10 protein-coding genes are annotated in these 8,882 nt (G+C 68.4%); 6 read left to right on the plus strand and 4 right to left on the minus strand.

Annotation, left to right across the window (positions count from 1 at the left end; translation table 11 throughout):
• On the plus strand, window positions 1–629 hold a 629-nt coding region (locus QK444_RS26605), incomplete at its 5' end, for a hypothetical protein (RefSeq protein ID WP_282784809.1).
• Window positions 630–632: 3 nt separating this feature from the next.
• Here the strand turns inward: QK444_RS26605 and QK444_RS26610 are convergent.
• Together QK444_RS26610 and QK444_RS26615 are read right to left on the minus strand one after the other, a co-directional pair.
• Window positions 633–959, minus strand: coding sequence for a Tn3 family transposase (locus tag QK444_RS26610; RefSeq protein ID WP_282784825.1), 327 nt, complete (start codon window positions 957–959; stop codon window positions 633–635).
• Window positions 848–1,429, minus strand: coding sequence for a Tn3 family transposase (locus QK444_RS26615; protein ID WP_282784811.1), 582 nt, complete (start codon window positions 1,427–1,429; stop codon window positions 848–850). Before QK444_RS26615 ends, QK444_RS26610 begins: the two co-directional genes overlap by 112 nt.
• A 509-nt stretch (window positions 1,430–1,938) precedes the next feature.
• On the opposite strand from QK444_RS26615, the gene QK444_RS26620 reads away from it, so the two are divergent.
• From QK444_RS26620 to QK444_RS26630, 3 genes are all read left to right on the plus strand, one after another.
• Window positions 1,939–2,340 (plus strand): cold shock domain-containing protein, encoded by a 402-nt coding sequence (locus QK444_RS26620; protein ID WP_029928527.1) that lies wholly within the window; start codon window positions 1,939–1,941, stop codon window positions 2,338–2,340.
• A 122-nt stretch (window positions 2,341–2,462) separates the two neighbouring features.
• Window positions 2,463–3,563 carry an ATP-dependent DNA ligase gene (locus tag QK444_RS26625; protein ID WP_282784814.1) on the plus strand — a complete coding sequence of 367 codons (1,101 nt, stop codon included), beginning with the start codon at window positions 2,463–2,465 and terminating at the stop codon, window positions 3,561–3,563.
• Entirely contained in the window at window positions 3,560–4,621 is a 1,062-nt protein-coding gene (locus tag QK444_RS26630) for an ATP-dependent DNA ligase (RefSeq protein ID WP_282784815.1), read from the plus strand. The genes QK444_RS26625 and QK444_RS26630 overlap by 4 nt, the downstream gene beginning before the upstream one ends.
• A gap of 5 nt (window positions 4,622–4,626) precedes the next feature.
• Here QK444_RS26630 and QK444_RS26635 read toward each other — a convergent pair whose 3' ends face one another.
• The gene (locus QK444_RS26635) at window positions 4,627–4,995 is read right to left on the minus strand and encodes a DUF4345 domain-containing protein (protein WP_282784817.1); all 369 of its coding nucleotides are present in this window, start codon (window positions 4,993–4,995) and stop codon (window positions 4,627–4,629) included.
• 46 nt (window positions 4,996–5,041) lie between these two features.
• On the opposite strand from QK444_RS26635, the gene QK444_RS26640 reads away from it, so the two are divergent.
• Complete coding sequence (locus tag QK444_RS26640; RefSeq protein ID WP_282784819.1) at window positions 5,042–5,812, plus strand: AraC family transcriptional regulator; 771 nt, start codon at window positions 5,042–5,044, stop codon at window positions 5,810–5,812.
• Between the two features lie 8 nt (window positions 5,813–5,820).
• On the opposite strand, the gene QK444_RS26645 is transcribed toward QK444_RS26640, so the two are convergent.
• Complete coding sequence (locus tag QK444_RS26645) at window positions 5,821–6,723, minus strand: hypothetical protein (protein ID WP_282784821.1); 903 nt, start codon at window positions 6,721–6,723, stop codon at window positions 5,821–5,823.
• A gap of 273 nt (window positions 6,724–6,996) precedes the next feature.
• On the opposite strand from QK444_RS26645, the gene QK444_RS26650 reads away from it, so the two are divergent.
• Complete coding sequence (locus QK444_RS26650; protein ID WP_282784828.1) at window positions 6,997–8,661, plus strand: penicillin-binding transpeptidase domain-containing protein; 1,665 nt, start codon at window positions 6,997–6,999, stop codon at window positions 8,659–8,661.
• The last annotated feature ends 221 nt before the right edge of the window (window positions 8,662–8,882 follow it).

Below are 8,882 nucleotides of genomic sequence, written 5' to 3' on the forward strand. Positions count from 1 at the left end.
GTCTGGCCACATTCCCCGACTACCTCCAGCGCATCGGCGACCGCACCCCGCTCTACGCGGCGGTCGCCGAGCACACCCGTGCACAGCGGGTCATCTATCCCGGCAGCTACCTCGACCTCGCGCCTTCCTTCGTATGGTCAGACGTGACCTACCTGGACTCGGACGCGCGCGCCCGCAAAGCGTTCGCCGACCCGGACCGGCCGTTGTCGCTGGTCCGCGCCCAGCGCCGCTACACCACCGAACCCCGCATCGCCTTCATTCCCGGCGACTACACCCGCACCCTCACCGAACTGCCCGCCTGCCGGTGGGACCTGGCCATTTCCCTCTACGCGGGACCGATCTCCGAGCACGTCGCGCGGTGTCTGCGTCCGGGCGGATGGTTGCTGGTCAACAACAGCCACGCCGACGCCGGACTCGCCCACCTGAACCCGCGCTTCGAACTCGCCGCCGCCATCCACCACCGCTCCGGCCTATACCGGCTGGTCATCGACAACCTCGACCGCTACTTCCAACCCGCCCGCCCACCACACCGCACCCACGAGCAACTCCGCACCCACGGGCGCGGCACCCGATACACCCGCCCCGCCGACTACTACCTGTTCCGCACATCCAGATCCATCTCGCGCTGACACTCACGCACAACCACGACACGGCGCTAACCCCAGCAGTTTCGTGACGCCGAATCCGATTTCGGACTGGCCGTGCGTATCGACATACGAGGATTCAATCTGCGTCTCGGTGCAGTGGTGGATCGCGCCGTCGACCATCGCGTGAACTTCCGAAACGGAGCAGTTGAGCAGCTGGGAGTGCACCACGACCGAGCCGTTGCGCTCGACGCTCCAATAGATCAGCACGCCACGGCGGCCGTAGCGGGAATGGCGCTCGGTGAAGATGTTCTGGTCGTGGGCCCCGAAATGTGTTGAATCGGAGGCGATCGCGGTCGACGACTCGCCCCCCAGATCGTCGACCGCCGTGCGGAGAAGGTGGCGTTGGCGATCTTGATCGCGAACCTGCGAGCGGCTTCGGCGTTGAGGTAGCGGCGCCGCGCGTAGCGGATCTCGTCCGCGGTGTGTCCGGTGCCACCGGACACCGACATGATCCCGGTGTTCGTACCGTAGGCGTAGATCGCAGGCAGAAGCCGTTGCGCGAGTACGTCTTCGGGCATGGAGCCTCGGTCGGCCACGGAGGTGATGCCGCGCAGGCAGCCGGTGCGCAGCACCGCTTCCTTCACCATATCGATCAGCGGCACTACACCCCATCTGGTCTGGACCTGGGATTTGAGTTTGCGCAGGTTGCGCGGCTCGGTCGCAGGTGTCAGCGGTGCCAGCTTGATCGCACCCTGCTTGCGTTCGGCGATCTCGAGCCAGCTGCATTTGGCGGGCGGCGCGACGGGAAGGCGCTGACCTGCACCCTGTGGGTGCCGGTGCAACCGACCCGGCAGACGCGGGAACCGACACTCACCCGGTCGCGGGGTGAGTGGAGAACGCCCGAGAAGGGCGCTGTCGAACCATCCCGACAACCAGGGTCACTCGACAGGCTGTGTCGGACGGGACGACGATCCGGTTCAGCCTGCCAGGCAGCAAGCCGGAGAATCAGCAGCGGCTTCCGGGGTCGGCGATCCAGGGGCGCGCCGCCGAATGCGGTATCGCCACGGATGGGAAGGCTGGCTGCGGGGCATCGAGACGACGACGGACCCACCCCGACACGCCACCGGTCGCGCACAGCGCAACCGGACTTCATCGCCTGCCTAGTCACGCGAAACCCACTGCGCCCCAATCAGACCGAGAATTGTTCGGGCAGTCGCCACCCGCCGCGCGAACTGCGCGGCGGCAGCACCGTTCAGCCGTGCGCGGCAATCGAAAATTAATCCCTTTCATCCGACATCGGGCAGTTCGCGGGTTACAGTGACCCGCAGAGGGACGCGGCGACGAGGAGCAGGTGTTGGTGTCCATCGGGAAATTGGTGTCGTTCGACAGTTCACGGGGGTTCGGATTCATTCGGCCCGAAGACGGTGGCCCGGACGTTTTCGTCCATGTCAACGACATCGGCCTGGACGAGGACGAGCTGCGCCAGGGGCGGGTGTTCGAATTCGATGTGACCGAAGGTGACCGGGGGCCGAAGGCGATCAACCTGGCGCTGGTCGGGGGGACGGGGCCGGTGCGGCACAAGAACAAGGAACGCGGCGAGCGGACGGCCGGACAGCTCAGCGCCGAGGAACACCGGCGGCTCATCACCGAACTACTGCTCGACGCCAGCCCGGCCCTGACCGCCGGGGAGATACTGACCATCCGCGAGCGCCTCACCGCCTTCGCCGATCAGCACGGGTGGATCGACGGCTGAGGGTATGCCGGTCTCGAAAAACTGACCGGTACGGCCTTACGATCTTGGGAGCCGCCGTATCCGACCGATGAGTTTCGATCGGGCGCGGCGTCTACCTGGGTAGGTAACCCCGAGGAGGTCGCGTGGATCTGCCCGTCATGCCGCCGGTCAAACCGATGCTGGCGAAATCGGTGTCCGCCATTCCGGAGGAGCCCGGACTGCTGTTCGAGCCCAAATGGGACGGTTTCCGCTGCATCGTCTTCCGTGACGGACCCGAGATCGAACTCGGCTCCCGCAACGACCGCCCGCTCACCCGCTACTTCCCCGAACTGGTGGAACTGCTGGCAAGGGCACTGCCGGAGAAATGCGTGGTCGACGGTGAGATCGTGGTGGTCACCGAACACGGCCTGGACTTCGACACCCTGCAACAGCGGCTGCATCCGGCGGCGTCGCGGGTGAACAAACTGGCCGTGGAGACCCCGGCCAGCTTCGTCGGCTTCGACCTGCTGGCGCTCGGGGACCGGGATCTCACCGAGGAACCGTTCGAACAGCGGCGGCGACTGCTGGAGACCGTGCTCGACGGCGGCTTCTCCCGCACCCATCTCACCCCCATCAGCGACGATCCGGAACAGGCGCGGGACTGGTTCACGCGGTTCGAGGGCGCGGGGTTCGACGGCGTGATGGTCAAGGCCAAGGATCTGCCGTACCTCCAGGACAAGCGGGTCATGCTGAAGGTCAAGCACGAACGCACCGCCGACTGTGTGATCGCCGGATTCCGCTGGCACAAGGACGGCGAAGGCGTCGGCTCGCTGCTGCTGGGCCTGTTCGACGACGACGGCCACCTGCACCACGTCGGCGTGGCCAGCAGTTTCACCGCCGCCCGCCGCAAGGAACTCGTGACTGAACTGGAGCCGCTGCGCACGAACGCCCTGGAGAACCACCCGTGGCGGGAGTGGGCCGACGCGGCCGCACAGGCCAAGGCCGAGGGCAAGATGCCGGGCGGGGTCAGCCGCTGGACCGGCGGCAAGGACCTGTCCTGGGAGCCGCTGCGCCCGGAACTGGTCGGCGAGGTGCGCTACGAGCACGTCATGTCCGGGCGGCTGCGGCACGGCGGGCGGCTGGTGCGCTTCCGCACCGACCGCGCCCCCGAATCCTGTACCTACGCCCAGCTCGACGAGGTCGCGCCCGCCGAACTGGCCGATATCTTCACCGAGGCGAAAGCCGGCAAGGGAGCACGGTCGTGAGCGGTTCCGTCGAGATCGAGGCGAACGGGCACACCGTCACCATCACCAATCCGGACAAGATCTACTTCAGCAAACGCGGCGACACCAAACTCGACCTGGTGCGCTACTACCAGGCCGTCGCCGACCCGATCATGAACACCATCAAGGACCGGCCGGTACTGCTGGAGCGGTATCCGGACGGAGCGAGCGGCAAATCCTGGTTCCAGAAGCGCGTGCCCGCCTCGGTGCCCGACTGGTTGCGGACCACCGTCGTGTCCACCCCCAACGGCACCACCAGCGACGCCCTGGTGGCCGCCGACCTCGCGCACATCCTGTGGGCGGTCAATCTGGGCTGCCTGGGCTTCCACGTGTGGCCCACCCACGCGGGCGCGGAGGCGGCCGGCACCGCACCGCCGGTCTTCGACGCCGACGGCAACGAACTGCCGCCCACCGGCATCACCGACGAACTGCGCATCGACCTCGATCCCTCCCCCGGTATCGGTTTCGACGACCTGCGCGCGGCCGCGCTGGCCACCCGCGACCTGTGCGAGGAACTCGGCATCGACGTGCGCGTCAAGACCTCCGGCTCGCGCGGCCTGCACCTGTACGCCCTGCTGGAACCGCGCTGGGACGGCTACCAGGTGCGCGCCGCCGCCGTCGCCCTGGCCCGCGAGCTGGAACGCCGCCACCCCGACCGCATCACCGCCCAGTGGTGGAAGGAGCAGCGCGGCAGCCGCGTCTTCGTCGACTTCAACCAGAATGCCCCGCACAAAACGGTTTTCGGCGCCTGGTGCGTGCGCCCCAAGGTCGGCGCGCAGGTCTCCACCCCCATCGCCTGGTCGGATCTGGACACCGTCGTCCCCGACGATCTGACCATCGCCACCGTCCCCGACCGCGTCGCCCGCCACGGCGACCCCTGGGCCGACCGCACCCCGCAATCCCTCGCCCCGCTGCTCGAGATGTCCGAGCGCGATATGGCCGACGGCCTCATGGACGCACCCTGGCCCCCGGTGTATCCGAAGATGCCCAACGAACCCCCGCGGGTGCAGCCGAGCAAGGCCCGCCGGAACAGCGAGTAGCCGCCTCACGGGAGCATCGCGAAAAGCACTGCGGCAGCGATCGTTTCGATCCAGAAGAACAGCCAAACCGGATAGAACGGCACCGGCTGGTCCACCAGGCGGGAGATGAGCCGACCCACCGCCATGCCGGCCAGGGCCGCGGCGGTGGTGGCGATGACACCATCGCGCAAGCCGCCGGGACCGAAGGCCGCGAGAGCCAGCATGACCGCCACGGCGAGACCGAAACCGCCGTAGACGGCCCGGATCTCGGAACGGCCGTCGGGAGTGTCGACGCGGGTGCCGAAGGGACGAGCGATGGCGGCGGGAGCCACCAGCGCGTAACCGCCCATGGCGAGAAACGCGGCGGCGATGACCAGAACAACGGCTGTGTGCACGGGCGGGACCCTTTCGCGTGGAATGTCACATGCGATGATCACGGGCATGGACAGGGTCGCACTTCCGGAAACGTGCTGTCCGGGCGAAGTGGCGACGATCTGGATCCGATCCGGGTACGCCGCGTATCTGGGGCCGTCGCTGCGATTGGATCCGCATTCGGGGTCGGTGCACTGCGTCGCGGTCGGGATCGACGCGCCGTTCACGGTGCGGGTCGACGCCGACCAGCGCACGGTGCGCAGCGCGTTCATTCCGGCCCGCACGCGGCATCAGGTGGTGGCGGAGTCGGGGCGGATGCTGTTCTGCTACCTCGAACCGACGCTCCTGAGCGGCGTCGAACGGTGCACGACCGACACACTGGGCGCGATCGGGCTCACCCACCGTCACGAATCGGCGCTCATCGACCAGATGCGGCAGGCGAATCCGCTCGACCCCGCCGCGCTGCTGCGCCGCATCGCCGACACTGACACACCGGCGATCACCGACGCCCGCATCCGCGCTACGGTCCGGACGATCCGCGCCGATCCGGCCGGAACGCTCGGCGCGCCCGCCCTCGCCACCGAGGTCGGCCTGTCCACCTCACGGTTCCTGCACCTGTTCTCCGCCCAGACCGGCACCAGCCTGCGCCGCTACCGGCTGTGGTCACGCATGATGCGGGTCGCGGCCGCCGTCGAACGAGGATACGACCTCACCACCGCGGCCAGTGACGCCGGATTCGCGTCGCCGAGTCACTTCAGCGATAGCTTCCACACCATGTTCGGTCTCACCGCGACGACACTGCTGGCCAACGGGACCCGCCTGATCGTCGGACAACCGTAGCGACGGACCTATCGCTCGACCGCCAGTGCGGTGCGATTCAGGATAATCCATTCCTGGCGGACGCCCGCCTCTTCGGTGCCGCCGACAGAAAAGGCATCATAGCCTTTGATGGCGGCGAACTTCCCGCGGTCATACACCTGCCAATACCGTGATTCCAGTTCCTCTTCTCTTTCCGACGCGTCGTGCGGCCGTTCCGCCCTCCGAAGCTCCTCCATCTTCTCGCTGATCGACCGCAATTCCGCTTGCTGCTCGTGGTACAGGTCGAGGTAGTCCACGACCTTCGCGTCGGGCTTCAGCGCCATCCTCAACAATGTTTCCGACCGGTGGTCCGCATAGCGCAGCGCCATTCCCACGTCCGGCGTCGCATAAGTACCCTCCCCGTATTGTCCGGTGCCGGGAAAGTACGAGCCCGATTTGAACTCCGCGACGAAACGCGGGTCCGATACGCCGCGGAACAACTCGACACCTCCCGCCGCGACGATCTGGTCCAACTCCTCGCGGGACACCAGGGTGGGCGGGCCGTCGAACCCCTGGCGTCGGTTCACCTCACCCAACGCACGCCCGCCGTGGTTGGTGCCGTATCCCGCGCGATCGAGCGCGCGATAGTCGAGATCGTCGATGAGGTCGCGCCCCCGGGTAATGCTCCCGGGTATCGAATATCCGGGCGCAGATTCGCTGTGGTCCGATGGCCCCGGCGATGCCGTGGACGGCTCGTGGTCCGCTTTCACGGTCGCCGCGACCATCGGTCCGATTTCGCGGTCTTCGCGCACGATCGCGTCGACCGCGTCGTGTGGTCCATCGCCACCGACCTGTCGAGAGGTGTCCGAAAAGGCCTCACCGGCCTCGCGGAGCTTCAACACACGATCGCGAATTCCCCTGCACAAATCGATCAAGGCGCTGCTGATGAACACGTGAAACCCCGCCCGAAGCGCATACTCCGCAGCCTAGCGGGCTCCCGCCACTGAGAATATCTCCGTCGAAAGCATTCCCACCGGCATTCCATCCCACCGTCCGCCCCGTCGTCCGCGGGACAGCGAATTCCGGACGCGGCCTGCCCGGCTCGACCGGCATCGGCGGGTAGGGTCGGCTCAGTGCTGACCAGGACACGACTATTCGCGCTGTTCGCCGTCCCCACCCTGACGTTGACCGGATGCGGGCTCTTCGACGACGACACCACCGAACGGATGACCTCCGTCGCGACCAGCTTCGCCGACGCGCTCACCAATGACGATCCGAGCGCGGCGGCCGCGGTCACCACCGATCCGACGCAGGCCGCGGCCGCCCTCGGCGCGCTCTACGACGGGCTCGGCACCGATGCGCGGTTCGAGGTGCGCGGGGTCGACACCGACGCCGGGACGTTCACGCTCGCCGCGACCTGGAAGCTCGGTGCGAACGAGTGGAGTTACACCACCACCGGCAAGGCCGCCGACACCGGTGACGGGGTCAAGGTCGCCTGGGATCCGGCCGCCGTCGCACCGGGACTGGACACCGGACCGCTGAGCTACAGCCCGGTCTATCCGGATCCCGCGCGGGTGCTCGACAGCACCGGCGGGGAGCTGATGACGCAGCAGGTGGTGACCCTGGTGAATCTCTCGCCCGGAGTGGACACCGCCGCGGTGGCGAATCTACTGTCCCCCATCGCCCCCGGCATCACCGCGCCGGCGCTGCAATCGGAAATCGATGCGGCACAAGGTAACCCGGTCACGGCGATCACTCTGCGGGAATCCGACCTCGCCCCGATCCGGGACGCGCTGACGGCCCTGCCGAATGTCACCCTGGCACCGCAGACCCGCCTGCTGACCACCGACCGGGACCTGGCCTCCCCCACCCTGTCCGGGCTGTCGGAGCTGTGGCAGCAGCAGGCCGACGCCGCGGCGGGCTGGGCGGTGCGCGCCCGCACCCCGCAGGGCACCGAGCGGGTCGCGGGCCAGGACCCGCAGCCCACCACCGATATCCGCACCACCCTCGACCTCGGTCTGCAACGCGCGGCGGAAGCGGCGCTCACACCCATCACGCAACCGGCCGCCATCGTGGCCTTGCAGCCCTCGACCGGGAATGTGGTCGCCGTGGCACAGAATTCGGCCGCCGACGCGGAAGGACCCATCGCGTTGACCGGCCTGTACCCGCCCGGCTCGACCTTCAAAACGGTGACGGTGTCCGCGGCGCTGCAGGCCGGATCGGTCACCCCCGACAGTATTGTCGCCTGTCCGGGTTCGGCGAACATCGAGGGCCGCCGCATCCCCAACGACAACAACTTCGACCTCGGCGAGGTCCCGCTGCACACCGCCTTCGCCCGCTCCTGCAACACCACCATGGGCCGACTGGCCGTCGATCTGCCCCCGGACGCCCTCACCACCGCCGCCGCCCAACTGGGTCTGGGCATCGACTACGTCACCCCCGGCCTGACCACCGTCACCGGCTCGGTCCCCACCGCCGACACCCCCGCCCTGCGCGTCGAGGAGGGCATCGGCCAAGGCAAGGTCACCGCCTCCCCGTTCGGCATGGCGTTGGTCGCCGCCGCCCTCGCGCACGGTTCCGTCCCCGCCCCCACCCTGGTCGCGGGACAGCCCGGCACCCCCGACCGCACCCCGCCCGCACTCCCGGCCGGTATCGCCGACCAGGTGAAAACCATGATGCGCGAAACGATCACCGACGGCACCGCCACCCAACTGCGCGACATCCCCGGCCTGCTCGGCAAGACCGGCACCGCCGAATTCATCGACGACACCCACGCCCACGGCTGGTTCGTCGCCATCGACGGCGACCTCGCCTTCGCGGTCTTCGTCTACGACGCCAACAGTTCCGGACCGGCCGTCGACGCGGCGGGCCGGATGCTGCGGCAGCGCTGAGATTCCGGCGCTGCCGCAGCGCGGTGGTTTAGGCGCTGCCGCAGCGCGGTGGTTTCGGCGGTCCGCGCACCGCACCGCCCGCTGTCCACTACCTGCGACGGCAACGGACAGCGGGACGGGTCTCGCGGCGGCGCAGGCTCACTCCCTGATCGGAGCAGTCGCGAACCGCGGGGGTTGGCGACTGCCGGCTGCCGGGGCCGCCGGCGGCCGGGCGCTGCGTC

Origin of the sequence: Nocardia sp. CC201C (assembly GCF_030010695.1) — a bacterium.
In the GTDB taxonomy this organism is placed as follows: Bacteria; Actinomycetota; Actinomycetes; order Mycobacteriales; family Mycobacteriaceae; genus Nocardia; species Nocardia otitidiscaviarum.

Coding starts and splice junctions, on each gene's coding strand:
- QK444_RS26640 (WP_282784819.1), top strand. CDS start 5,042: ATGGACAGGGTCGCACTTCCGGAAACGTGCTGTCCGGGCGAAGTGGCG.
- QK444_RS26650 (WP_282784828.1), top strand. CDS start 6,997: ATGACCTCCGTCGCGACCAGCTTCGCCGACGCGCTCACCAATGACGAT.